General features: G+C 74.0%; 17 protein-coding genes. 6 read left to right on the top strand and 11 right to left on the bottom strand.

Annotation, left to right across the window (positions count from 1 at the left end):
- Positions 1-13: 13 nt before the first annotated feature.
- Positions 14-1,483: an amidase gene (locus ABD284_RS05400; RefSeq protein ID WP_344141287.1), complete on the top strand. Its 1,470-nt coding sequence runs from the start codon at positions 14-16 to the stop codon at positions 1,481-1,483.
- 214 nt (positions 1,484-1,697) lie between these two features.
- Positions 1,698-2,378: a response regulator transcription factor gene (locus ABD284_RS05395; RefSeq protein WP_344141286.1), complete on the top strand. Its 681-nt coding sequence runs from the start codon at positions 1,698-1,700 to the stop codon at positions 2,376-2,378.
- 18 nt (positions 2,379-2,396) lie between these two features.
- On the opposite strand, the gene ABD284_RS05390 is transcribed toward ABD284_RS05395, so the two are convergent.
- Complete coding sequence (locus tag ABD284_RS05390) at positions 2,397-4,118, bottom strand: sensor histidine kinase (protein WP_344141285.1); 1,722 nt, start codon at positions 4,116-4,118, stop codon at positions 2,397-2,399.
- 666 nt (positions 4,119-4,784) lie between these two features.
- Between ABD284_RS05390 and ABD284_RS05385 the strand changes: the two genes are divergently transcribed.
- Both ABD284_RS05385 and ABD284_RS05380 read left to right on the top strand, forming a co-directional pair.
- Positions 4,785-5,966 (top strand): hypothetical protein, encoded by a 1,182-nt coding sequence (locus tag ABD284_RS05385; protein WP_344141284.1) that lies wholly within the window; start codon positions 4,785-4,787, stop codon positions 5,964-5,966.
- 378 nt (positions 5,967-6,344) lie between these two features.
- Positions 6,345-8,057, top strand: a complete 1,713-nt coding sequence (locus ABD284_RS05380) for a hypothetical protein (RefSeq protein WP_344141282.1) — start codon at positions 6,345-6,347, stop codon at positions 8,055-8,057.
- Positions 8,058-8,872: 815 nt separating this feature from the next.
- On the opposite strand, the gene ABD284_RS05375 is transcribed toward ABD284_RS05380, so the two are convergent.
- The 3 genes from ABD284_RS05375 to ABD284_RS05365 all read right to left on the bottom strand — a co-directional run bounded on the left by ABD284_RS05375 (position 8,873) and on the right by ABD284_RS05365 (position 12,779).
- Complete coding sequence (locus tag ABD284_RS05375; protein ID WP_386699730.1) at positions 8,873-10,135, bottom strand: L,D-transpeptidase; 1,263 nt, start codon at positions 10,133-10,135, stop codon at positions 8,873-8,875.
- Positions 10,136-10,391: 256 nt separating this feature from the next.
- Positions 10,392-12,017 carry an LCP family protein gene (locus ABD284_RS05370; RefSeq protein ID WP_344141280.1) on the bottom strand — a complete coding sequence of 542 codons (1,626 nt, stop codon included), beginning with the start codon at positions 12,015-12,017 and terminating at the stop codon, positions 10,392-10,394.
- A 492-nt stretch (positions 12,018-12,509) separates the two neighbouring features.
- Complete coding sequence (locus ABD284_RS05365; protein WP_344141278.1) at positions 12,510-12,779, bottom strand: GlsB/YeaQ/YmgE family stress response membrane protein; 270 nt, start codon at positions 12,777-12,779, stop codon at positions 12,510-12,512.
- A 639-nt stretch (positions 12,780-13,418) separates the two neighbouring features.
- On the opposite strand from ABD284_RS05365, the gene ABD284_RS05360 reads away from it, so the two are divergent.
- Complete coding sequence (locus ABD284_RS05360) at positions 13,419-14,537, top strand: S1 family peptidase (RefSeq protein WP_344141276.1); 1,119 nt, start codon at positions 13,419-13,421, stop codon at positions 14,535-14,537.
- A 124-nt stretch (positions 14,538-14,661) separates the two neighbouring features.
- Here the strand turns inward: ABD284_RS05360 and ABD284_RS05355 are convergent, their stop codons facing one another.
- Complete coding sequence (locus ABD284_RS05355; protein ID WP_344141275.1) at positions 14,662-15,438, bottom strand: hypothetical protein; 777 nt, start codon at positions 15,436-15,438, stop codon at positions 14,662-14,664.
- A 423-nt stretch (positions 15,439-15,861) separates the two neighbouring features.
- Positions 15,862-17,400 (bottom strand): long-chain-fatty-acid--CoA ligase, encoded by a 1,539-nt coding sequence (locus ABD284_RS05350; protein WP_344141274.1) that lies wholly within the window; start codon positions 17,398-17,400, stop codon positions 15,862-15,864.
- A 918-nt stretch (positions 17,401-18,318) separates the two neighbouring features.
- Between ABD284_RS05350 and ABD284_RS05345 the strand changes: the two genes are divergently transcribed.
- Positions 18,319-18,951, top strand: a complete 633-nt coding sequence (locus ABD284_RS05345) for a class I SAM-dependent methyltransferase (RefSeq protein ID WP_344141273.1) — start codon at positions 18,319-18,321, stop codon at positions 18,949-18,951.
- A gap of 70 nt (positions 18,952-19,021) precedes the next feature.
- On the opposite strand, the gene ABD284_RS05340 is transcribed toward ABD284_RS05345, so the two are convergent.
- From ABD284_RS05340 to ABD284_RS05320, 5 genes are all read right to left on the bottom strand, one after another.
- The gene (locus tag ABD284_RS05340; RefSeq protein WP_344141272.1) at positions 19,022-20,053 is read right to left on the bottom strand and encodes a lysylphosphatidylglycerol synthase transmembrane domain-containing protein; all 1,032 of its coding nucleotides are present in this window, start codon (positions 20,051-20,053) and stop codon (positions 19,022-19,024) included.
- Between the two features lie 383 nt (positions 20,054-20,436).
- The gene (locus ABD284_RS05335) at positions 20,437-21,285 is read right to left on the bottom strand and encodes a class I SAM-dependent methyltransferase (protein WP_344141271.1); all 849 of its coding nucleotides are present in this window, start codon (positions 21,283-21,285) and stop codon (positions 20,437-20,439) included.
- Positions 21,282-22,403, bottom strand: a complete 1,122-nt coding sequence (locus tag ABD284_RS05330; protein ID WP_344141270.1) for a glycosyltransferase family 4 protein — start codon at positions 22,401-22,403, stop codon at positions 21,282-21,284. Before ABD284_RS05330 ends, ABD284_RS05335 begins: the two co-directional genes overlap by 4 nt.
- On the bottom strand, positions 22,400-22,798 hold the full coding sequence (locus ABD284_RS05325) for a 6-pyruvoyl trahydropterin synthase family protein (protein ID WP_344141269.1): 399 nt from the start codon (positions 22,796-22,798) through the stop codon (positions 22,400-22,402). Before ABD284_RS05325 ends, ABD284_RS05330 begins: the two co-directional genes overlap by 4 nt.
- A gap of 209 nt (positions 22,799-23,007) precedes the next feature.
- On the bottom strand, positions 23,008-23,301 hold the full coding sequence (locus ABD284_RS05320) for a DUF427 domain-containing protein (protein WP_344141268.1): 294 nt from the start codon (positions 23,299-23,301) through the stop codon (positions 23,008-23,010).
- Positions 23,302-23,311: the final 10 nt, after the last annotated feature.

Below are 23,311 nucleotides of genomic sequence, written 5' to 3'. Positions count from 1 at the left end.
GGAAGGACTGAGATTGAGTACCAAGTTCGAGGGGCTGGACCAGGGCGACGCCGAGGCGCCGCGGGACGGGGCGGACGCCGCCTCCGCGCAGGCCGACTCGCCCGCCTGGATGCCGGCCACCGAGCTGCTCGGGGCCTACGCCCGCGGCGAGCTGTCGCCGGTGGAGGCCACGGACGCCGTGCTGGAGGCCATCGACCGCGGCAACCCCGCGCTGAACGCCTTCTGCCTGGTCGACGCCGACGGCGCCCGCGAGGCCGCGCGCGGGTCCGAGGAGCGCTGGCGCCGCGGCGAGCCGCTCGGCCGCCTGGACGGCGTGCCGACGTCGATCAAGGACATCATGCTGACCCGCGGCTGGCCCACCCTGCGCGGCTCGCTCAACACCGACCCGGACCAGACCTGGGAGCAGGACTCCCCGGTGGTGGCGCGGCTGCGGGAGGAAGGCGCGGTGTTCGTCGGCAAGACCACCACCCCTGAGATCGCCTGGAAGGGCGTCACCGACAGCCCGCTGTACGGCGTCACCCGCAACCCGTGGGACCTCGACAAGACCCCCGGCGGCTCCAGCGGCGGCGCCGCGGCCGCCGTCGCCGCGGGCATGGGCCCGCTGGCGACGGGCACCGACGGCGGCGGGTCGGTGCGCATCCCCGCCAGCTTCTCCGGCGTCTTCGCGATCAAGCCGACCTGGGGCCTGGTCCCGCACTACCCGGCCAGCGCCTTCGGCAGTCTGGCCCACTCCGGACCGATGACACGCACGGTCGCCGACGCGGCGCTCATGCTCGACGTCATCACCCGGCCCGACTACCGCGACTGGGCCCGGCTGGCCTCGCCCGCGTACTCCTTCGCCGAGTCGCTGGAGACCCCGATGCGCGGGCTGCGCATCGCCTACAGCCCGGCGCTGGGCCACCTGTCGGTCGACCCGGAGGTCGCGCGCATCGTCGCCCGGGCGGCCGCGGCCTTCGAGGAGCTGGGCGCGGTCGTCGAGCAGGCCGACCCCCCGGTCCCGGAGTCGCTGGAGCACTTCCAGATCCTCTGGTACACCGGCGCCGCCAAGGCCACCGAGGCCCTCGGCGACGCCCAGCGCGAGCGGCTCGACCCCGGGCTGCGCGAGATCGTCGAGGAGGGGCTGACCTACTCCGCGCAGGACTACCTGACCGCCATGGCCACGCGCATGTCCATGGGCGAGGCGATGGGGCGCTTCCACCGGGAGTACGACCTGCTGCTGACCCCGGCCATGCCCATCGCCGCCTTCGAGGCGGGCCTGGAGGCGCCGCCCGGCTCGGGCGAGCGCCGCTGGACCTCCTGGGCGGGGTTCAGCTATCCGTTCAACATGACCCAGCAGCCGGCCGCGAGCGTGCCGTGCGGCTTCACCGGGGCCGGCCTGCCGGTGGGCCTGCAGGTGGTGGGCCCGCGCCATGCCGACCCGCTGGTCATGGCGGCCTGCCGCGCGTTCGAGACCGCGCGGCCCTGGGCGCATTTGCGCCCCTGAAGGGCCGGAGCGCTCGGGAGCACCGGAGCACCGCGCGTCCGGCGCACCGGAGGCGCCGCACGCGCGGTACCCCGCGCCCGCCGGACGCGCCCGGTGCGCCCGCCTGCGCACCGGGACTTTCGTCCGCACCTTTCGTGGCTTTCGGCAGTGCCTGTTCCCCGGTCGGCGGCTACCGTCGTACGCGGGCAGGTATCACGAGCGAAACGAGGCGTCGATGACGACCGCAGGTGCGCGGGGCGCAGAATCCGGTTCCGACTCCATCCGCGTCTTCCTGGTCGACGACCACGAGGTGGTCCGGCGCGGAGTAGCCGCCATGCTGGAGAGCGAGCCCGACATGGAGGTCGTCGGCGAGGCGGGCACCGCAGAACAGGCGCTCGCCCGCATCCCCCTCGCCGCACCCGACGTCGCGATCCTGGACGTGCGGCTGCCCGGCGGCTCGGGTGTCAGCGTCTGCCGCGAGGTCCGCTCCGACCACCCCGGCATCGCCTGCCTGATGCTGACGTCCTTCGCCGACGACGACGCGCTCTACGACGCGGTGATGGCCGGCGCCGCCGGCTACGTCCTCAAGCAGATCCACGGCGCCGACCTCGTCGGCGCGGTGCGCACTGTCGCCGCCGGCGGGTCGCTGCTGGACCCGGCCAGCGCCGGGCGCATGCTGGACCGGCTGCGCGAGGGGCCGCCCGAGCCCGACCCGCTGGCCGAGCTCAGCCCGCAGGAGCGCCAGATCCTCGACCTGATCGGCGAGGGGATGACCAACCGGCAGATCGGCGAGCGCCTGTACCTGGCGGAGAAGACCGTCAAGAACTATGTGTCCAGCCTGCTCTCCAAGCTGGACCTCAAGCGCCGCACCCAGGCGGCGATCCTCGTCGCGGAGCTGCGCAGCAAGCGCCGCTGAGCCGGGCGCCGGCGCGGCTCAGGCGGGCACTCGGGCGCCCTGTCGGCGGCTGTGCAACGGGACGCTCCAGCGCAGCGTGGTCCCGCCTCCGGGGACCGGATCGACGGTGAACTCCCCGCCCAGCGACAGGGCCCGCTCGGCCAGGTTGCGCAGCCCGCTGCGCCGGCCGTTCTCGGGGATGCCGCGCCCGTTGTCGTCGACCTGCAGGGTCAGCCGCTCGTCGGCCTGCACCGACACGTGCACCTCGGAGGCGTCGGCGTGCCGGGCGACGTTGGAGAGCGCCTCGCCCAGTACGGCCAGGAGCTGCTCGCCGACCTCGTCGGGCACCGACGTGTCGATCGAGCCCTCCAGCCGCACGCCGGGCTGGCAGCCCAGCGAGCGCGCGCTGCCCTCGGCGGCGGTCAGGATCCGGTCGCGCAGCGACGTGTGCTGCGGCTGGGACGGCAGCTGCAGCGCGAAGACGGTGGAGCGGATCTCGCGGATGGTCTCGTCCAGGTCGTCGATGGTGCGCTGGACGCGGTCGCCGGCCTCGGCGTCGCCGATCAGCCGCACCGTGCTCATGAGGGTCATCGCCGAGGCGAACAGCCGCTGGATCACCACGTCGTGCAGGTCCTTGGCGATGCGGTCGCGCTCCTCCAGCACCACCAGCCGCTCGGCGTCGCGGCGGGCCTCGGCCAACTCCAGGGCCACCGCCGCCTGGGCGGAGAAGGCGTCGATCATCCGCTGCGTGGCCTCGTTGAAGGGGGAGCGGGCGCTCATCTTGCCCAGCAGCAGCACGCCGCGCGTGTGCTCGGGGGTGCCGATCGGCACGAGCAGACCGGGGCCGAAGCCGCGGTGGGTCAGCATGGGGCACTTGGCCTGGCGCAGGTCCTGGATGGTGGCGGGCTCGCCGTTGCGGTAGACCCAGCCGCACTTGGTGTCCTCCATCGTGACCGGGCTGCCGATGACCTGCTCGGCGACCGGGCCGTCGGCGATCTCGGCCACGAGGTCGCGCTCGCGGGAGTCGGGCAGCAGCACGATCGCGACGTCGGCGTCGGACATCTCGCGCGACTGCTGGGCGAGGTAGCCGAGCACCTCGTCGCTGTCGGCACCGGAGAGCAGCCGCGTGGTGACCTCGGTCGAGGAGGCCAGCCAGCGCTCGCGCAGCCGGGTCTCCTCGTACAGCCGGGCGTTCTCGATGGCCACGCCGGCCGCGGTGGCGAGCGCGGTCACGATGGCCTCGTCCTCCTCGTCGAACTCGCCGCCGTTGCGCTTCTCGGTGAGATAGAGGTTGCCGAAAACCTCCTCGCGCACCTGGACGGGAACGCCGAGGAACGACCGCATCTTCGGGTGGCCCTCGGGCATGCCGTGGTACTCGGGGTGGTCGGTGAGGTCGCGCAGCCGCAGGGCGGAGCGGTCGCGGGTGGGTACCGAGAGGATGCCCAGCCCCAGGGGGAAGACGTGCATGCCGTCGGTCTGGTCGGTGCTCAGGCCGACGGGGATGAACTCGGCGAAGTTGCCGTCCTCGTCCAGCACGCCCAGCCCCGCGTAGCGGGCGTCGACCAGGGTGGCGGCGGCCTCGGTCAGCCGGCGCAGCACGGTGGCGAGGTCGAGGTCGCTGCCGATGGACAGGACGGCTTCCAGTAGGGAGTGGACGCGGTCGCGGGTGGACAGCGCCGATTCCAGCCGGATGTGGAGTTCGGAGATGAGCTCGTCCAGACGCATCTTGGGAAGCAGCGAGCGTTCCGGGATGTCAGACATCGGATGCACACCTCCGGGTGCATACGTTATCGCGGAGTGCGATCGTCGTTGCCGGAAACGGCGGATTCCCGAGGAGGAACCCGTCGGCGGGAGGCGGCTGAGGAGGCAATCGGCAAACAGAAGCGACAGGAGACGGGGGCCGGGGGACAACACGCGGACGGCGCGGGGAACGGCGGGCTGAGGGGGCCCTGTTCCCGTCACCGCGCCCGGGCGTCGCTCGGTCGGAGTCCCCGGCGTGCCGGAGGCCCGGACGCCCGGTAATCGGCAGGATACGGCACGCGCCGCGAAGAATCATTCGCGAACGGTCGGAAACCGCGGCCCGGGACGCGCACGGGCGGCGGCCGTCCGCGTCTCCGCACCGCGTGCGGTCGGCCCGCTGGTCACTGGCCCTGCGCGAAGCCGCTCCCGCGCCCGCCGGAGCGGCCGGGGACGAAACGGTTATAGGTACAGATCCGGGAACGGCGGCGGGTGACGGCCGAGAAAATTCCTCGATTCGACGGTTGCTTCCCGTAGTGATCATGCTACGGTCGCGTTCAGTTGAGGCCGAGCCCACGTTCCGGGCCACCGGCCGGTTCGAGTCACCGTGGCCGAATTCGCGGGACAGCGACTACGCTTTCCGCGTCCCACGTTCCGTGAGCCGACGACAGCTACCGAAGGGGAACCCCCATGCCGCGCACAGACCGCTCGCGACGCGGAGCACGCGTCGCCGCGGGGGTGCGCACAGCGCGGGGTACCTCGGGGATGTGGCCGTCGGCCCGCCGGTGGCTGGTCGTCGCCGGGCTGCTTTCGGGTGCCTGGTTCGCCGGTGCCGCGTGCGCGGCGGCGGACGAGTCGCCCGTCGGCGGACTCACCGGCTCGGCGGCCTCCGGGCAGGCTTCTCAGCAGGGAGGGTCGGCGGCGGAGGCCGTGCAGGATCTCGACCCGGCCGCTTCGGGCGGCTCCTCCGCGGACGGCGGCTCCGGCCGCGCCGCGCCCGGCGACTCCGGCGACAGCGCCGGCGGTTCCGGGGAAGGCGCCGCTGCGGACGGCACGGGTGCCCAGGTCGTCGCGGACGGCGTGGACACGCCGGTGTCCGCCTCCGTCGGCTCCGACGCCGACTCCGGCGGCGCATCCGGCTCCGAGGCCTCCTCCGACTCCGACGCCCGCGCCGACCGCCGCGGCCCGACGTCCGGCTCCGCGGACTCCGCCCAGGGCGGCTCCGCGACCGGGCGGCTCACCGGCGCCGTGACGGCCGTCAGCGAGGTCAGCCGCGACGCCGGGCGCACGGTGCCCGTCTCCGTCGCCGCCTCCGGCGGCTCCGGCCCGGCCGCGGCGGTCTCCGCGGCCGCGGCGAGCGAGGCCGCGGCCTCGTCCCACGGGCTTCCGGGCTTCGGCGTGGCGGACCTCCGCCCCGCCGGGTTCGGCAAGGCCGGCGTCATCCCCGGCCTTGGGCTCGGCAAAAGCGCCGGACCCGGCGCCGGCTCCGCCGCCGACCGCACTCCGGACAACTTCGATCCCCGGCCGGCGGACCGCGGCACCGCGTCCGCGCCCGCCGACCAGGGGAGCGTCCGCGCCCACCCGGGGTCCGCAGCCGTCGCCGACTACGCCGACGTCGCCGTGTACGGCGGCTCGGCCGCCTCCGACGACGACGGTTCCGCGCAGGATGACGGCGGCGTCGACCGCCCCGAGCCGGCCGCCGCGGTGGGCTCCGGCGCGAACACCTTGCAGCCCGGCGGCGGCATGTGCGCCGGGTACCTTCCGGCCGCGGACTCCGCCGTCCCGGCCGCGGGCGCTCTCCAGCGCGCCCGCCAGGCGCTCGCCGACGTCCCGCGGGACCTGGGCGAGCAGCCGACCTTCTCCCCCGACTAGGACCTCCCGCCCCGGGACGCGGCGATAGCCCCCGCATCACGCGGTGCGCTGCCGCACACCCTGTCTGGCGCCCGGCTACCGGTCCAGCGGCATCTGCCCTCTGGGGGCTGACGTGAGCCCCGTGCCCGTGTTCGAGAGCGAGCCTTCTCGCCTCCGCCACGAGGTTCACGTCAGCCCGAGGTCCGCCAGATCCTCAGGTTGATCCCGGCATCCACCGTCCCTGCAAGCCACGCACGGACGCGGAGCGCCGGGGAAGTCCCCGAAGTCATCCCAGAACCGCAGAGGGTGCCCCCGGCCAGGGCAGCCAAGCGGAATTACGGACGCATCATCGTCCATCCCCGAAGCAACCGATATTCCAACGATCCGGAAGGACGTTCCATGTTCCAGTTCGCTCGCCAGTCCGCCAAGGCCGTTCTCGTGGCGGCCAGTGCCGCAGGTGTCGCCGCTCTCGGCGCGGGTTCCGCCGGAGCCGACGACCTCGGCGCGCTGAGCGCAACTGACTCCCTGCCGCAGGCGACCCCGGCCACCGCGGGCCTGCCCGCCGGCCTGGGCGGCGGCGCGGAATCGCTCGTCTCCAAGGTGCAGGAGGCCGACCTGCGCACGGTGCAGCCCGTCCCGAGCACCCCCAACCTGGGCACCCCTGCGGGCGACGTCTCGCACGTCGCCCCGCAGGCGCAGGCCCAGCTCGACTCCGTCCACAACACGATCGCCCGCGCCCGCAACACCGTGGGCCTGAGCCACGGCACGGTCCACCACTCCGCGGGCGTTCCGAGCGTGCCGGGCGTGGGCAACCCCGCGGGTGTCCTGCCGACCGGAGCGGTCGACGGCCTGCTGGGCGGCGTCACCAGCACCGTGCCGCTGGGTGGTGCTGCGGGTTCTCTGCCGCTGAGCAACGAGGTGCAGCACCAGGCGGGTGCGGTTGAGGGTGCCGCGTCGACGCTGCCGGCGGACGCCGGTGTTGCGGGTGTGCCTGCTGTGGGTAACCCTGCGGGCCTGCTGCCGGCCGATGCGGTCAACGGCGCGCTGGGTGGTGCTGCGGGTTCTCTGCCGCTGAACAACGAGGTGCAGCACCAGGCGGGTGCGGTTGAGGGTGCCGCGTCGACGCTGCCGGCGGACGCCGGTGTTGCGGGTGTGCCTGCTGTGGGTAACCCTGCGGGCCTGCTGCCGGCCGATGCGGTCAACGGCGCGCTGGGTGGTGCTGCGGGTTCTCTGCCGCTGAACAACGAGGTGCAGCACCAGGCGGGTGCGGTTGAGGGTGCCGCGTCGACGCTGCCGGCGGACGCGGGGGTTCCGGACGTGCCCGCCGTGGGCGACGCCGCGGACACCGTGCCCACCGGCGCGGTGAACGGCGTGCTGGGCGGTGCGAACGGCAAGGTCCACCAGGCCGCCAACGGCGTCGTCCCCGGCGTGGGCAACCCCGCGGGCCTGCTGCCGACCGGTGCGGTCAACGGCCTGCTGGGCGGTGCGGCGGGTTCTCTGCCGCTGAGCAACGAGGTGCAGCACCAGGCCGGTGCGGTCGACGGCACCGCCACGACGCTGCCCGCCTACGACGTCGCGCCCCAGCAGGGAGACCCGCTGGGGATGCTGCCCACCGGCGACCTGACCGGCCTGCTCGGCGAGGACGCCTTCTCCGTGGTGCCCGGCGCCACGACCGAAACCCTGCCGCTGAGCAACGAGCTGCCCGCCCCGACCTCCGTCCAGGGCCAGCCCGCCGAGATCGCGGGTGAGGCCGTCGGCTCGGCCGTCGAGCAGACCGCCGGCACGGTCCTGCCCAACACCACCGACGAGGTGGACACCCTCGCCGGCGAGCTGCCCGAGCCCTCCACCGAGAGCGTCGAGGACCAGCTGCCCGAGACCCCGGTCTCCGTGGAGGGGGTAGACACGGAGGCCGTCGAGTCCACCGTTCCCGCCACCGGCCAGGTGCAGGACGCCGCTGACACCGTCACCGAGGAAGCCCCCTCGGTCGGCGAGGTGGCCGAGCAGGTCGACATCAGCGAGGCCGCGGGCGACGTCACCGAGGCCGCGGCCGGCGGCGCCGGCGCGACCGGTGTCGTGGACGTCGTCGAGGGCGTCGGCACGCCGGCGCTGTAACCACCGGGCGCTTCGACCGAGCGCTCCGCACTGGTCCACCTGACCGTGCACCGCGGCCGATTCCGTCGGGGCCGCGGTGCACGCCGGCCCCGGGTGACGGGTTGCCGGCCGGACGCACCGCCCTGGGAACTGTGGGGGTTCCCAGGCCGGATTCCCGGCCAGGCACCGTCGCCCGGGGCCTTTTCACGTTGTGCCGCCCGCACCCGTTCGGCGGAAACCGCCCCCGCTCGTGAACCGTCCGGGGCGTGGGCGTCCGCGAGACCGGGGCAGCGGGACGCGGCCCGCGCTCTCCGGGCCGCCGCGCGCACGGCCCCGCGGTTCCTTCTTCCCACGTCGCTGCGGCGCCCTGCCGCGCCGCCCCCGCTGTCCGGCCGCCCGCAGGGCGTTGCGACCCGCCGTTCCTCCCTGGGCGCAGCGGCGCCCCGACCCGGGCAGCCGCGCGGGACAGCCCGCGCGGCTGCCCGGGTCGGGGCCGGGCACCGGAGCGAACGGCTCCGGTTCCGGAAGCAGTGCACGCGCCGGGCGGCCCGCCCCTGCCGGCCGCGCGCACGGCCGCGGGTTTCGTTGCAGCAGGCACCGCCGACATCCGACGGTGCCTCCGGGCCCCGCCCGCTGCCTCGGGCGGCACTCCCGCCGGGTCGGGCGGCCGCCCGCCGCCGGTCGGTTCGGCGCCGCGCCATACGAAAGCCGGCGGGCCGTCGGAGTCGACGGCCCGCCGGTGGCGTGGCGCGGTATGGAGTCGTCCTGCCGGGGAGCCGTGCCCGCCCCCGGCGGGCGGCGTGCCCGGGCGCCGGCGCCCGGGCACGCTCGCCGCGTTACGCCTCGTGGTGCGGCGAACCGGGCGTGCCTGCCTCGGAGGTGTCGTCGGCCTCGCCCGTTGCGCTCTGCGAGACCCACTCGTCGGCGGAGCGCTGCCAGTAGCCCCAGCCGTTGTTGACCTCAAGCTCGCGGTCGGTGCCGGTGACGTCGACCGGGTCGCCGCGCAGGCTCTCCTCGTAGAACCACCGGGAGTCCGGGACGCTCATGTTGATGCAGCCGTGGCTGGTGTTGGCCTCGCCCAGCTGGTAGTTCCAGTCGGCCGTGTGCAGGAACTCGCCGGAGTTGGAGATGCGGACGGCGTAGGCGACGTACTCCTCGTAGTAGGAGGGGTCGTCCTTGGAGACGCCGAGCGTGTCGTTGCTCATCCGGTAGTCGGTGTGGAAGGCCATGGTCAGGTGGGTGCCGGAGGTGGTGGTGTACTTGTGCTGGGTGGCCATGCCCAGGCTGACCGGGAACTCCTTGATCTTCTCGCCGTCGCGCTCGACGACCATCTGGTGGGAGTCCTCGTCGATCGACGAGATCTGCGAGCGGCCGACCTCGAACTCGAGCCGACGGTTCTCGACACCCAGCACGCCCTCGGACGCCGAGACGCCGGCGAGGTTCAGGTTCACCGTGACCTTCTGGTGCGGCTCCCAGTACTCGGCAGGGCGGAAGACCGCCTGCTTGTCGCCGAACCAGTTCCAGGCGCCCTCGGCGGGCTTCTCGGAGCGGACCTCCATGGCGGCCTCGACCTGGGCCTTGTTCTTGACCGGCATGTCGAAGTCGACGACGACCGGCATCCCCACGCCGACGGTGCTGCCGGGCTCGACGTTGATGCTCTTGATCTCCAGCCGCTGCCCCTCGACCGCTTCCACCGTGGAGAACTCGCTGATGAACTCGGTGCTCTCGCCCTCGCTGTTCTCGGCGACAGCGGTGACGGTTACGTCGCTACCGGGGTGCATCGTCCAGTCGCTGACCCACTCGGTCTTGCCGTCGTTGTAGGTGCCGGTCATGCTCTCGTCGGTCTCGTCCTCGGAGAGCTTCTGCTCGACCGTCACGTCGGTGATCTTGCCCTTGTCGGCGTCGACCACGATGGGGGAGTCGGTGCGGACCTCGGAGCCGCCGTCCTCGGGTGTGATCGTCACGTCGGCCGCGGCGGCCGTGGGCTCTTCGTTGGCCAGGTCGCCCTCGTCGGTGCTGCAGGCTGCCGCCGCCATCAGGACGGCGGCGGCAGCGGCGCACAGCGCGGCAGTGGACCGGCGTGGAAAGCGGGTTGTCACTTCGGGGGTCCTCCAGGTCGTCGGTTAGCGGGCACGGTCCCGAACGTGGCAGGGAGGGAGGTAATGCCACCGCGACTCGGCGGTGCGGCGTATCCGCCACTGTGCGGTGCGGGGACGGTGGTACCCGGTTGTTCTGACGCGCGAACCCCGGTGGCTGGTTCGCACAAATCACAGATTTCCTCGCAAAATGTGCGGCCGAGGGGGTGGCCGTTCGCGGCCGCGGGCGCCGGATCGGCGCAGAGTACGGGCGATCCGGTCACAGCTGCGGCTCCGTGGACTCCTCGGCGCTCTCCGTTCCCTGCCCCAGCCCGTTAGAGCAGGGGTTGGAGGTCGCGTCGCGGCCCTTGATGGGCTCGGACCCGGCGTCCGCGGGGCCGGGGGACGCGCTTTCCCCGGTGCCGGGCCGCGCCGACGCGGTGCCCGCGTCCTGCGGGGCCTGGGAGCCGCCCGATCCGTTGGCGTCCTCGGCGCCGGCGTCCTCCGCGCTCTGCTCGCCGGTGACGAGCCGGCGGTCCTCCACCGGGCGGTCGTGCCGGATGGCGGAGAACAGCCGCGCGGCGGCGTCCTCGTCCCAGACCACGCGGTTGGGATCGTAGGGGGCGCGCGACCACGGCACCGTGTAGAAGGCGATGTCGGACAGGCTGGTCCCGGCGAGCGTGGAGGCGATGGAGACCATCGTCGGCAGCGTGAAGTCGTCGTCGGTGCCGGTGTGCTCCGACAGCGCCTGGAGCATGCCGGTGGCCTGGCTCGGCTGGGTGAGCAGGTGGGTGCCGTCGACCTCGTCCGCCAGGGCGCCGAGGAACATCTGCTGGCGGTCGATGCGCCCGATGTCGCCCCCGTTGCCGATCTCGTAGCGGGCGCGGACGAAGGACAGCGCCTCCTCGCCGTCCAGCAGCTGCTGCCCGGCGTCCAGGTCGAGCTGGGCGCGCTTGTCGTGCATCGGCCGGGGGATGCACATGTGCACGCCGCCGATCGAGTCGATCATCTCGCGGAACCCGACGAAGGTGACGTGCGCGAAGTGGTCGATGCGGATGCCGCTGAGGGACTCGATCGTCTTGACGACGCACGGCGGACCGCCGTGGAAGAGCGCCGCGTTGATCATGCCGTGGTAGCCGGGGGTGCCGTCGGTCTCGCCGTAGGCGTCGCACTCGGGAAGCCGGACCAGGGAGTCGCGCGGGAAGTTGACCACGGTGACCCGGCCGTCGGCGGAGATGTGGGCGAGCATCAGCGCGTCGGAGCGCTCGCCGACGAAGTCCCGCCCGCCGTAGGCGGCGTTGCCGCCCTCGCGGCCGTCGGAGCCGATGAACAGGATGTTCAGGTCGTCGCCGATCTTCTCCGGGCGGTCCTCCTCGTCCAGCGCCGTGTCGAGGTCGTGGCGGACGATGTTGCCCTGCAGCGACCGGAAGTACCCGTAGGCGGTGCCGGCGCCGCCCACCAGCACGATCACGACGGCCGCCGCTATCAGGGCAGCGACGCGCGAGGGCTTGCGGCGCCGCGGGGCGGGGGAGACGGGGGCGCTCTCAGCGGGCGCGGCGGCGGCCCCGGGTCCTTGCGCGCCGTCCGCGGTGCCGCCGGGGGTGGGCGCGCCGCCGGGTTCCGCGGCCGCATGGTCTCCTTCTTCCCCGGCGGCCTCCGTCGCCGCGGGGGGTTCGCCGGCCTCACCGGCGGCACCCGTGCCGAGCGGCTCTCCGGCCGTCCCGGCCTCCGCGGAGCTTTCGGGCCCCGCGTTCTCGCCGGACTCCTCGGAGGGGCGGTGCCGCTCCGCGTCACCGGGTGCGCCGGGCGCCGGGGAGGGGCCCTCGTCTTCGGGATCGCGCGGGCCGGAGCCCTCGGTGCGTTCGGATCCGGCGCCGGAATCGGCGTCAGGGGCGTCGTCGGGCATGCGAATCTCTTCGTGGGCAGGGGGTGGTGGTGCGCCGGGGGACCGGGCACGCAGTTTCGGACCCGCTGGGCCGGAGACCGACGAGGGCGGTAAGAGAGGGGGGTCCGGCCGCGGTGCACAGGACGGCCGCAGCAGTGTAAGGAGATCCTACGAGATGCCTTGCGCGCCCGCGTCGGCGGATTGCGGGTGTTCGTCACCTATGCCGGGATCGCGGCGATAATTTCCGCCACACCTATTACCGCGAGAGTCGAGTCCGAATCCCGGCCGGGAGGCGCGCGGCGGCACACGGGTCTCCGCTCGGTCGGCCCTTCTCCGGCTCGGCCGCACCGGCCCCGACCGCCCGCGGCGGTCGGGACGCTCGGACGGCGCGCATGCGGACGTGCGCGCGTGGACGGCAGCGGCGACCGGGGCCGAGGAGCGCGCCCCCGGCTCGTCTCGCCCCCTGCGTCCGCGGGAGCCCCGGTGTCCCCGGAGCCCCGCGGGCGCCGAAGGTCAGCTGCCCTTGCGGGTGCGCATGCTCGAAACGGCGCCCACGCCGACGACCGCCAGGACCAGCTGGGTGATCAGCTCCCACCAGTCGATGCCGGGGGTGTCCGCGTATCCGGCGAAGGCGGCGATGGCCGTGCCGATCAGGGCGGCCACGATGCCGACCACGACCGTCAGCCACACCTGGATGTTCTGCTTGCCGGGCAGGATGATCCGCGCGAGTACGCCGATGATCAGTCCGATGATGATCGCGGTGAAGATGCCGGTGATCTCCATGACGGTCCCCCCTTGCGGATTCGGTAGTCCGTCACTGTGGTTCTTTCCCGAACGGGCGATCGGATGCGTATCGAACGCGGTCGCGAGTCCGGCGGCGGGGTTCCGGGCGCGGCGGTCGGCGGAGGGGGCACCGCGGTCGGTGCCGGGAAAGCCCGGCGACCTGCTTCGCTTCCCACACCCCGGGTCCGCAGCGGACTTCGGCAGGCCGGGCGTCAGATCCCGTCTGTCCAGCGCAACCGCCGTTTGAAGGCCAGGGCGTCTCACTAAGAGTCGAAGCCGTTCTCTTCCGTCTCGGTAGCCGGGCAAATTTTGGCCGAATCCGGCCAAGATCGTCCCTTGTGTCCGCGATAGTGAGTCTTCTGGCAGTCATTTCGTATTTGTGAAACCCGACGTCAGGCGAGCCGCAGGGGGTGACTGGTCTGTCCGCCCGTCCGCCGCGGCGGCTCGGCGGGTCCGGTCTGCCGTTGCGTATCGGGTCTGTCGCGCGCCGTTAACTTCACTTATCGTTTCGTCTCATTCACCGAACGTCGGTGGATGCGGCGGGACGGGCTCACGAGGTCCAGCCCGCCGGGGATTCGCGTCCGGTCCCGAGCCGGGCGCAGTTGCCCTTTTCTCATCCCCGCTCAAGGAGTAAGGCACGTGCGAAAATCCCCCCACTTCATGGCACTCGGCGGCATCGCCCTGTCCGCAGGGCTGATCGCAGCGGCCACGACCGGCGCGGCGGCGGAACCCGCTCCGACGGTGGCGCCTGAACAGCTCCAAGCGATGCAGCGCGACCTCGGGCTCACCGCCTCGGAGGCCGAGCAGCTCGTCAAGGACGAAGGTCGCGCCCGTTCCCTGGAGAACGAGCTTCGCGACGACCTCGGCGCCAAGTTCGGCGGTGCCGTCTTCGACAGCGACACCGGCGAGCTGACCGTCTCGGTCACCGACTCCGACGCGGTCGAGACCGTCGAGGACGCCGGAGCCGAGGCCGAGGTCGTCACCTACGGCCAGGACACCCTCGACGAGATCGTCGGCGACCTCAACTCCAGCGCCAAGGAGGCCGGGTCGGGTGTGACCGGCTGGTACTCCGACGTCGAGGCCGACACCGTGGTCATGACCGTCGAGAAGGGCGCGGCCGCGGCCGGCAAGGAGTTCCTCGCCGACGCCGGCGTCGACAAGGGCGCCGTCAAGGTCAAGCAGAGCGCCGAGAACCCGAAGACCTACGCCGACATCGTCGGCGGGAACGCCTTCTACATCAACGGCACCTCCCGCTGCTCCATCGGCTTCGCCGTCACCACCGGGTTCGTGACCGCCGGCCACTGCGGCAGTCCGGGCGACTCGGTCTCCGGCGCCGGCGGCGGCAGCGGCAGCTTCTCCGGCTCCGTGTTCCCCGGCAGAGACATGGGCTACGTCACCACCAGCGGGTGGAACCCCACCTCGCAGGTGAACAACTACTCCGGCGGCACCGTGAGCGTCAACGGCTCCAGCCGGGCCCCGGTGGGCTCGTCCATCTGCCGTTCCGGCTCCACCACCGGCTGGCACTGCGGCACCATCCAGGCCCGCAACCAGACGGTCCGCTACCCCCAGGGCGTGGTCTACGGGCTGACGCGCACGAACGTCTGCGCCGAGCCCGGCGACTCCGGCGGCTCGTGGGTCAGCGGCGACCAGGCGCAGGGCGTCACCTCCGGCGGCTCGGGCAACTGCTCGTCCGGCGGCACCACCTACTACCAGGAGGTCAACCCGATCCTGGACCGGTGGGGTCTGACGCTGGCCTGACCCGGCCGCGGAGCCGCTCCCGCTGAGGGAGCCTCCCTGCCCCCGACGGAACGAAGGAGGGCGGCCCCGGTGCACCTGCCTGCGCCGGGGCCGCCCCTTCGTGTGCCGCGGGGACGCCGAGGCATCAGGCCTCGTCGTTCCAGAAGGCGCTGTGCGCGTCGTCGCCGGCGTCGGCGCCCTTGCCCGTCTTGGACCGGCGCGCCTGCTTGGCGGGCTCCTCCTCGGCGGACTGCTTGCGCCGGATGCGGCCGCGCGGCGCCGGGGCCTCACCTTCGGAGGCCGCCGGCGAGGCGTCCTTGGCGGCCGGGGCGGACCCCTTGGCGGTGGACGGCGAGCCCTTGCCCGAGCCGCCGCCGGAGGAGGCGGCCGAGCCGGAGGGACCCGGGCCCGCGGTCTTGTCCGCCGTCTTGACGGCGGCCGCGACGCTGCGCGGGGCGCCGCCGGCGTGGATGCTCAGCGCCTCGTCCTCGACGTCGAGCATCTTCTGCACGTTCTGCGGCACGGCGGGCAGCCGTTCGTTGCGGAAGTGCGCACCCAGCACCTCAAGAGCGTGGTCGCACAGCAGAGGGCGCATGACCGCCGGCTTGGCGCCGCTGAGCTCCTGGAGCTCGGGGAGCCACAGCTCGCGCAGCAGCCGGATGATCGCCCGCATCCGTTCGCGCGTGCGGCGGTCGGAGATCGCCACCGACATCATCTCCGCTTCTGCCAGAGCCGGTGTCGGTTCGGCGCCGTCGGACTCGGCGGCGCCTTGGCGCTCGGCGATGAACAGGCCGGTCAGCTGGCGCGTCGACTCGCGGGCGGCGACGCGGTTCTCGCCCTTGCGGACCTGCCGGCCCTGTGCCCAGGTCACAACGACGCTGGTCACGAGGCTTATGGCCGCGCCCGTAAGGACGAGCAGCATGTCGTACACGGAAGACCTCCGAGGGGGAATGCGGGGCGGGCCGTTCTCCACGGCCTCGCGTGATCCGTGAGGATTCGCGAACGCAGCACGGATTGTCAAGTTCGCGCGAAGGCGTGAAGGGGCCGCCTGGGCACGGACGCGGAGGTCGGCGCGGTCGTGCTTCGATACGGAATCGCCTCCCCGACCGGCCTTGACACATCGACGGCCGCGAATATGAACTTGCAGCGGCGTGCCTCCGGATTACGCCCGCGAGCGGCCGGAGGGGACGACGGGCCGGGGCGGCCGCCGATGAGGGGAGGGCGTGCCGCACTCCGGTCGCGTGGCCGGTCCCGGGCCTCCGCGGTCCGGGACCGGTTCTCGGCCGCCGCGCACCCCGGCCGCGCTCCGGCGCCCGCGCGTGGGCGGCGGCGCTGCGGCGCCGGACTACCGCAGCTCGCGCTTGAGGATCTTGCCGGTGGCGCTCATCGGCAGCGACGCGCGGAACTCCACCGAGCGCGGGTACTTGAACGCGGCCAGCCGGTCGCGGCACCACGCGACCAGCTCCTCCTCGGTCGGTTCGGTGCCGGCCTCAGGCACGACGAACGCCTTGACCTCCTCGCCGCGGGTGTCGTGGGGCACGCCCACCACGGCGGCGAGCGAGACCGACTCGTGGGCGATCAGCACCTCCTCCACCTCCCGCGGATAGACGTTGAAGCCACCGCGGATGATCATGTCCTTGGCGCGGTCGACGATGAAGTAGTAGCCGTCCTCGTCGCGCCGTGCGATGTCGCCGGTACGGAACCACCCGTCGCGCATCACCTCGGCGGTGGCCTCCGGGCGCTTGTAGTAGCCCTTCATGACGTTGTGGCCGCGGATGGCGATCTCCCCGGGGCCCTCGCCCTCGACGGTCTTCCCGTCACCGTCGACCAGCTTCATCTGCACACCCCACACCGGGAACCCGATCGAGCCGGGCTTGGTGGGCCCGGACAGCTGGTTGAAGCTGGCGGTCGGCGCGGTCTCGGAGAGCCCGTACCCCTCAAGGATCTGCACTCCGAAGACCTCGCGGAACTCCTTGAGCACCTCCAGCGGCAGTGCCGCTCCTCCCGAGACCGCCGACTCCAGGGCCGGAACCTCCAGGCCGCCCGCGCGTACCGCCGACAGCAGCGCCCAGTACATGGTGGGTACGCCCGCGAACAGGGTGACCCGCTCCTCGCGCATCAGCGACAGCGCCTCGACCGGCTCGAACCGGGACATCAGCACGAGCTTCGCGCCGCGGCGCAGCCCGGCGTTCATGATCGAGGACTGTCCGAAGGAGTGGAACAGCGGCAGCACCGTGAGCGTGGAGTCCTCGCCCGGCCGGCTGGGCACCAGCTCCTCGTTGACCACCGCGTTCATCAGCATGTTCTGGTGGCTGAGCTCGGCGCCCTTGGGGCGGCCGGTGGTACCGCTGGTGTAGAGGATGACGGCGGTGTCGTCGGCGGCGGTCTGCACCGACTCGAAGCGGTCGGAGGTCCCCTGCAGCGCGGCCCACAGCGTCTCCGCGCCCTCGATCGAGGACTCGGTGGCCAGCGGCGCGGTCGGCAGGACGATGAAGTGCTCGGTGCCGGGGACGGCGTCGAAGGCCTCCTTGCCGCGCCGGCCCAGGGGGAGGTCGGGCGTTCCCTCGAAGCAGAAGAGCGCCTTGGCGTCGGAGTCCTCCAGGTAGTAGGAGATCTCGCCCGACTGGGAGAGCACGTTGAGCGGGACCACGACCGCTCCCGCCTTCAGGGCGCCGAAGTAGACCAGCGGGAAGTAGGGGAGGTTGGGGCACGCCAGCGCCACCTTGTCCCCGGGGCCGATCCCGCGCGCGACCAGCAGGTCGGCCACCTGGTTGGCGAGGCCCTCGACCATGGAATAGGGCATGCGCACGTCCCCGTAGACCAGGGCCGTGCGATCGGGGTGCTTCTGTGCGCTGTCCTCCAGCACGATCGCCAGGTTGAGCATGGGGGTCCTCCTTGCGAGCGGGGCACCGGTGTGTCCTGTGCCATAGTCGCAGAGAAGGATACCGACCGGTAGGTATGAATGGGAGGCGGTCGAACCCCTGAACCCCTGCCGGGACGCCGCCGGCCGCGCCACCGCCCCGACCGGGCGGGGAGGCCGGGCGCCTCAGCCGGCCGCCACGAGAGCCCGGTGAGCTCCGGGCTGCGCTGCCACAGCTCGGCGCGCGCCGCCGGATCGCAGGCCAGAACGTGCGCGCACGCGGGCCTTGTCCGGTCGAAGAAGCCGCCCGTCGTCCCAGCGAGATCCGGCGACGCGGCGAGCCGGTAGGCGGACTCCACGCCTGCTTCGGGGCTGTCGGAGTGCCGCCCGATCTCGGAGAGCACCATCGTGGCCGACAGTGGCCGGGTGCAGGCTGTTCACCTCGCCGGCGGGCAGGTGCTCGGCCAGCGCGAAGTCGGACATGGTCTGGGCGAGCTTGCTTCGCCCGTAGGCCCGCCTGACGTCGTAGCCGTGTTCCAGCATTAGGTCGTTGAAGTCGAGCGGGTGCATGCCGCGGCCCGCGTGCGCGCCGACGCCGGCGGCGGCGAGACCGCGCCGACCGGCTTCGCCGGTCCGGCGGCCATGGTCGACCCGCATCGCGAGGAGGCCGTCGGAGCGGTGCGGAGCCATGCGCCGCACCTGCGCGAAGCCGACGGCGGCGACCGGCCGCGGCCCGCAGCCGGTCGCGCCGTATCGTTCCGCGGCTCGGCGGAATCCGCTTGACCTCGACTGTGCTTGAGGTAGCAGAGTACGGAGTACGTCGGAGGCGCAAGGGGGAAAGAAGGTGCGGCCGATCGGCGGCGCGCGCCGCGGGCCGCGTGATCCGCAGCGACCGGCCCTTCGCGTCCTCCGAGCCCTTCGAGCCCGTCAAAGGAGCAGGCCATGGCGACCACGTCGGCGTCCCTCTTCGACTCCGCCTACGAGAGCGACACCGCACCCTGGGTGATCGGCGAGCCGCAGCCGGAGGTGTTGGCGCTGGAGCGGGACGGCCGGATCCGCGGCGCCGTGCTCGACCCCGGCTGCGGTACCGGCGAGCACACAATCCACCTCGCGCGCCTGGGCTACGACGTGCGGGGGATCGACTTCTCGCCCCGCGCCGTCGAGAAGGCCCGCGCCAACGCCGCCGAGCAGGGGGTCGACGCGGAGTTCGCGGTCGCCGACGCCTTCGCTCTCGGTGAGGCGGAGCAGCGCTACGACACCATCCTCGACAGCGCCCTGTTCCACGTCTTCGACGGGGAGCACCGCACCGCCTACGTCGCGTCCCTGCACGCCGCCTGCCGCCCCGGCGGCGTGGTGCACATCCTCGCCCTCTCCGACGCCGAGCCGGGATTCGGGCCGCGGATCGGCGAGAGCGCGATCCGCGACGCCTTCGGCGACGGCTGGGAGCTGGAGGAGCTGCGGCCCGCGCGCTACCGCTGCGTCGTCGTCGGCGACGACGCAGCCGCTCACCTGGACGTCGAACCCGACACCAAGGTCGACCAGGCCGCCTGGCTCGCCCGCGTCCGCCGCCTCTGACGGCCGGGGCGGTGTTCGACGGGGCCGTCCCGCCGGACTCGCGGTGCACGGCCGGGCGGCCTGGCGGCGTTCAGACCTGCGCGCCGGTCGGTGCGCGCCCGTGCCGGGGGTCGTCTCCCACCGCCGGCTTCGGGCCGGGCCGTTCCGCGGCCGGGCGGCGCCTCCGCGGCCGCTTCAGCGGCAGCAGGGTCAGCGCCCCCGGCAGGCTCGCGACCAGGGCCAGCACCCCGTAGACCACCGCCGCGCGCAGGCCGAGTTCAGCGCCGAGCCCGACGGCGGCGAAGCCCAGCGCGGCAGCGGACTCCCGCGGTCCCCAGCCGCCCACCCCGATCGGCAGGCTCATCGCCAGCAGGGCCAGCAGCAGGGGCGGGAGCAGATCGGCGACCGGCGCGTCCGCGCCCGCGACCCGCGCGGCGACGACGAACAGGCACAGGTGCCCGGCCAGCGCGGCCGCCGACAGCCCCGCGATCGCCGGCCAGCGCTCGCGGGCGAGCAACGCCGAGCGCGCCTCGATCGTCCACGCCCGCGCGCGGCGCAGCAGGTGCCGCCCGCGTGCGGACCGCAGCAGCCAGACCGCCGCCGCGCCGCCCGCCGCCAGGACGAGGGCGGCGGCCGCGACCGCCGCCGAAGCCGAGGGCAGTGTCCGGGCGGCGGCGGTGAGCAGGTCCGGCCGCACAACCAGCACGGCCGCCGCGACCGATATCAGCACCGCCTGCCCGGCGGTGCGCTCCAGCACCACCGCACTCACCGCACGGCCGGCGCCGCCCGCGCGCTCGGCGGCCGAGGTGCGGCCGTGCTCGTAGGCGCGGTGCACGTCGCCGAGGACGCCCGCCGGCAGCACCGCGTTGAGCAGGAGTGCGCGGTAGTAGTCGGCGACGGCGCGTGCCGGACCGAGCCGCAGCCCCATTCCGCGCGCCACGACCATCCAGCGCCCGGCCGTGGCGAGCGTCGTGACCGCCCCGATCCCCAGCGCGGCGGCCAGGGCGGGCCCGCCGATCATCCCGACCGCGCGCACGAACGGCTCGGCGCCCAGGGTCCGTGCCACCAGCGCGAGCACGGCGGCGCCCAGCAGCACCCGCAGCCAGGGCCCGATCGCGCGCATCGCCATCCCCCCGGTCGCGTACCCGGTCCGCTGCGCGGTCCCGCACCCGCGGCCGCCGCAAGCGGATCCACTCCCCGTCCTACCCGCTCCGCGCACCCGCCGCCCCCGGAACCGCCGGTAAGCGCGACCGCACAGCGGCCGGAGGTGGCCACCGGTCCGGACCCGCAGGCACGCCGCCCGGCGCCGGCCCGGTCGCATGGGCGCGGTCGGCGTTCCACGGCACCCCTCGGCGTCGCGCACGTGCGAGGCGTGGTCGGGCGGGCGCCCGGCCGCTGAAGCCGAGACGGGTCCCGCGGCGTCCGGATCTGCGTGCGCCGCCCGGCGTGGCGGGCACGGCGGCCGCGGGGCGGCCCGCGGATGCGCTCGTCGTCGCGGAGGCCGTCTCAGGGTGCCGAACCCGGCAGCGCCAGGAGGTCGCGGTGGCCGACCAGGGCGCGCAGGCGGCCGGAGGCGCACTGTCCGAGGCGCTCGTCGAGGTAGCCGGCCGCCGCGGACGCCAGGTCCGGGCGCTGTTCCACAGCGGCGGCGACGCGGCCGCGCAGCCATTCGGCCGCCAGAGCGGCGTCGTCGGCGCCCAGCCGCCACGGGCTGGGCCGCTCGCGCACGTGGGCGCCGAGGCCGCCGAACGCGGCCGCCGCCGCGGCGGGAGCGTCCGGGCCGAGCAGCCGGCGGCCGGCCACGGAGCGGCGCTGGTGGGCGTTGAAGGCGTCGGCGATCGGCCGGTCGAGCGGGTGCGCGGGGTCCAGCTCCACCCGGCCGTCGACGGAGAGCGTCAGCAGCGCGGGGCGGTCGGCCGCCGTGCAGGCGCGCGCCAGCCGCGCGCACTCCTCGGCCGTCAGCAGGTCGAGCAGCGCCGAAGCGGTGACCAGCCCCGCACCGGAGAGCTCCGCGTCCTCCAGCCGGGTCAGGTCGACCGGCCGGGTCTCCGCGGTGACGGGGCGGCCGTCGGCCGATCGCGCGGGCAGACCCTCGCGGGCGCGGGCGAGCAGCTCGGGGTCGCGGTCGTAGAGGACCCAGTGCTGCGGGCCCGCCAGGAGCGGCGCCAGCCAGCGCCCCATCGACCCGGTCCCGCAGCCGAGGTCGGCCACGACCAGCGCGCTGTCGCCGGTCGGGACCGGAAGGGCGGCGCGCAGCGGTCCGAGGAGGCCGGTGGACCGGGCGGCCGCGTCGGCATTCTCCCGCAGGCCCAGCCAGTCGGGCGTGAACCCGCCGTCTCCCGGCGCGGCCCTCACCGCGGCCCCCCTTCGACCCGGTGCAGGACGGCCTCCATGCGCGCGGCGGCCGCTGTCCACGGTTCAAGCGCCGAGCGGCGGCGCTGCGCAGCGCCGCGCAGCCGCTCGCGCAGGGACGCCGATCCCAGCCAGTCCCGCAGCGCGCCCGCCAGCGCGGGCGCGTCGCCGGCGGGGACCACCACGCCGGGCGCGGTACCGTCCGGCAGGATGCCGAGCGTGTGCGCAAGCGCGCCCCCGTCGGTGGTCAGCACCGGGACGCCGCGTGCCAGGGCCTCGGTGACGGCCATTCCGTAGGTCTCCCAGCGCGACGGCAGCACCGCCAGGTCGGCGGCGGCGTAGGCCCGCTCCAGGTCCGCGCCGCCGAGCGGCCCGGACAGGCGCACCCGGTCGGCGATGCCGCGGCGGCCGAGCGAGCGGCGCAGTTCGGCGGCGTACTCGGGGGCGCGGTCGGCGGGGCCGGCCCACTCGCAGGTCCAGTCCAGATCCGCGACGGCGGCCAGCGCCTCGGTCAGCACCTCGTGGCCCTTGCGCGGTGTCAGCGAGGCGACGCAGAGCAGCCGTGTGGCACCGTCCGTGCCGTGCGCGAGGGGAGCCGGATCGGTCCCCGGCTCCACCGCGTGGGTGCGAGCGCTGTCGAGACCGTGGTGGTCGGCCAGCCACCGGGCCGCCCACGCGCTGGTGGCGACGACCGCGGCGCAGGCCTTCAGGGTCGCGTGCTCCCGGGCGTCGAGGTCCGCGGCGAGCCGGGAGGAGAGCCCGGTTTCGGCCGCCAGGGGCAGGTGGACGAGGGCGGTGAGGCGCAGGCGGCGGGCGTGTTCGGCGACGGTCTCGGGGACCCCGCAGCACACCAGGCCGTCGGCGAGTACGAGGGAGCCGTCGGGCAGCGCGGCCAGGGCGTCGGCCAGCCGCGCGCGGGCGGCGGCGTCGGGCCGCGGCCAGGTGCCCGGTACGGCGGTCTCGACCACCGGCCTGCCCGCGTCCCCGAGTGCGCGGCACAGGCGGCGGTCGTAGACGTTTCCTCCGCTGGGGGAGGCGGTGTCGTCGATGCCGCCGGGTAGGACGGCGTGCACCGCGGCGGGGCTCCGGGCGCCCGGGCCGCCGGGCGCGGCACCGTTCACAGCGGGCGCTCGTAGGAGGCCCGGGCGACGTGCGACTCGTGCAGTGTCACCGCGATCCGCTCCAGGTCGCGGGCGCCCTCGCCGAGGCGCCCGTCCGCGACGCGCTCGGCGAGCCGGTCGGCGACCACCTTGGCGAGGTACTCGGTGGTGGTGTTGACCCCGGCGAAGACGGGCTCGTCGTCGAGGTTGCGGTAGCTCAGCTCCCCGAGCACCGCCCCCAGCTCCTGCGAGGCCAGGCCGATGTCGACCACGACGTTGTCGGCGTCCAGCTCGGTCCGGAAGAAGGAGGCGTCGGCGGTGAACGTGGCGCCGTGCAGCGCCTGCGCGGGCCCGAACACCTCGCCGCGGAAACTGTGGGCGACCATGAAGTGGTCGCGGACGGTGACACTGAACACGGCTGCTCTCATCCCCGCACACACCCCCCGGTATGCGCCCGGAGGCGCGTCCCCCCGACGCGTCGCCCGCGGTGCCCCCGCCACTCGACAGCGGAAGCGCGTGTCCACCCCCGGCACCACCGGGAGACCTCATTGCAGGCCCCGCGCGAACCCCCGGTTGCCGGGGGCCTTGCGCACTCTGCAGCGCGCAAGGCCCTCTTACCTACGCGCTACTCGCTGATGACGACGGTGCGATCGAACGCGACGAACTCGGCGAAGTCCCTGCCGACCCGCTCGACGGCCTCCGCGTTGGGCGCGATGTACGCCCAAGCGACGTCCTTCGGGCCGCCGACAAGGGAGTAGTACTCGGCCTGCCCCTTCCAGGGACAGGTTGACACGGTCGGGCTCGAATCCAGCATCGACCAATTGATGGAGCTCGGAGGGAAATACCGGTTCCCCTCGATCATGACGAGATCCTCGGCTTCCGCAGTCGCGATGACACTGTCCTTGAGCGTGGCTTTCATGTCGTCCTCT

It is taken from the genome of Streptomonospora arabica (genome assembly GCF_039531585.1).
Classification (GTDB): Bacteria; Actinomycetota; Actinomycetes; order Streptosporangiales; family Streptosporangiaceae; genus Streptomonospora; species Streptomonospora halophila.
This window is presented reverse-complemented; position numbering and strand designations above follow the sequence as displayed.

Coding starts and splice junctions, on each gene's coding strand:
- ABD284_RS05395 (WP_344141286.1), top strand. CDS start 1,698: ATGACGACCGCAGGTGCGCGGGGCGCAGAATCCGGTTCCGACTCCATC.
- ABD284_RS05390 (WP_344141285.1), bottom strand. CDS start 4,118: ATGTCTGACATCCCGGAACGCTCGCTGCTTCCCAAGATGCGTCTGGAC.
- ABD284_RS05385 (WP_344141284.1), top strand. CDS start 4,785: ATGCCGCGCACAGACCGCTCGCGACGCGGAGCACGCGTCGCCGCGGGG.
- ABD284_RS05380 (WP_344141282.1), top strand. CDS start 6,345: ATGTTCCAGTTCGCTCGCCAGTCCGCCAAGGCCGTTCTCGTGGCGGCC.
- ABD284_RS05370 (WP_344141280.1), bottom strand. CDS start 12,017: ATGCCCGACGACGCCCCTGACGCCGATTCCGGCGCCGGATCCGAACGC.
- ABD284_RS05365 (WP_344141278.1), bottom strand. CDS start 12,779: ATGGAGATCACCGGCATCTTCACCGCGATCATCATCGGACTGATCATC.
- ABD284_RS05355 (WP_344141275.1), bottom strand. CDS start 15,438: ATGCTGCTCGTCCTTACGGGCGCGGCCATAAGCCTCGTGACCAGCGTC.
- ABD284_RS05350 (WP_344141274.1), bottom strand. CDS start 17,400: ATGCTCAACCTGGCGATCGTGCTGGAGGACAGCGCACAGAAGCACCCC.
- ABD284_RS05345 (WP_344141273.1), top strand. CDS start 18,319: ATGGCGACCACGTCGGCGTCCCTCTTCGACTCCGCCTACGAGAGCGAC.
- ABD284_RS05340 (WP_344141272.1), bottom strand. CDS start 20,053: ATGCGCGCGATCGGGCCCTGGCTGCGGGTGCTGCTGGGCGCCGCCGTG.
- ABD284_RS05320 (WP_344141268.1), bottom strand. CDS start 23,301: ATGAAAGCCACGCTCAAGGACAGTGTCATCGCGACTGCGGAAGCCGAG.